Here is a 1,205-nt window from a genome sequence, read left to right as displayed (position 1 = left end):
TAGTACTCCAGTGGCATTTTGAGATCAGCGTTGGGATCTGCGCTGGTAGTGGCATCGGCTTGCGTGGCGTTGGTGTCGGCGTCGCCAGTGTGACCAGCGCAGAATCTCCTCGGTTCGCCGGTGCGGTGTAAGGACGAGAACAGCGAACAGGCGCCGGACTTCCGGCACGGTCAGCGCGGTCATCTCCTCGTCGCCATCGCTTGTGGATTCGGCGGCGATCGTGGCGAGGAAGGCCAGGGCGAGCATCGCCAGCGTGATGTGCCGATGCCAGCCGGTCCAGGTGCGGACCTGGTAGTGATCCAGCCCTACCTGGCCCTTGGCCGCCTGGAACGACTCCTCGATCGCCCACCGCGTCCCGGCGACGCCCACCAAGGTCGCCAGCGATACCGCCGTGGGTGAGGAGCACCGGAAGAACGCCAGCTCGCCTGTGGTGATCGTGCGCCGGACCAGCAGCCACCGCCACCCCCGGCTGCCGGGATCAATTCGTCTCCAGGCCCAGGCGTACCACCGCGGTCCCTTGGCGCCCGCTCCGGCGCTGTAGCGATGCCAGGCCATCACCCCCGCGGCGAGCTGCGACACCATCTGGACGCCACCGTCCGCACCGCTGGTGGTCACCCGATGGTTGCCCGCGATCGCCAGCACGTACCCCACCCCGCGATCCTCGATCAGGGCACGTAGCCGGGGGTCTTGTCCATAGACCTCGTCCCCGGTGACCCAGGCCGCGCCGATCCCCTCCTCCAGCGCTGCGGCGATCATCTGCCCGGCCAGCGCCGGCTTGGTCGTGAACACCGAGCGGGCCGGCACTCCGGCAGCCTGGCATCGCTCGCCATCGGCGACCCAGGACGCCTCCGGCAGGTACAACCGCCGATCGATCAGTGCCCGCCCTCGAGGCGAGGCGTAGGCCAAGAACACGCCGACCTGGCTGTTCTCGATCCGCCCCGCAGTACCGGTGTACTGCCGTTGCACCCCGGCTGAGGCGGTGCCCTTCTTCACAAAGCCGGTCTCATCCACGATCAGCACCCCGTCGGGGTGACCGAGCCGGTCGTACACATACTCCCGCACGTCATCACGGACACGATCGACATCCCAGCGGGCGGTGCGCAGCAGCCGCTGCATCGCCTCCGGCCCGCGATGCCCGGCCTGCTCGGCCAGGTTCCAGCAGTTCTTACGCTCGACGCCCGACAGCAGACCGCTGACATAAGCAC

1 protein-coding gene is annotated in these 1,205 nt (G+C 68.3%); it reads right to left on the bottom strand.

The window, feature by feature from the left end:
- Positions 1-24 precede the first annotated feature (24 nt).
- On the bottom strand, positions 25-1,205 hold a 1,181-nt coding region (locus ACZ6QO_RS37840; protein WP_465858340.1), incomplete at its 5' end, for an IS701 family transposase.

Source organism: Sphaerisporangium sp. NPDC049457 (assembly GCF_055586705.1).
This window is presented reverse-complemented; position numbering and strand designations above follow the sequence as displayed.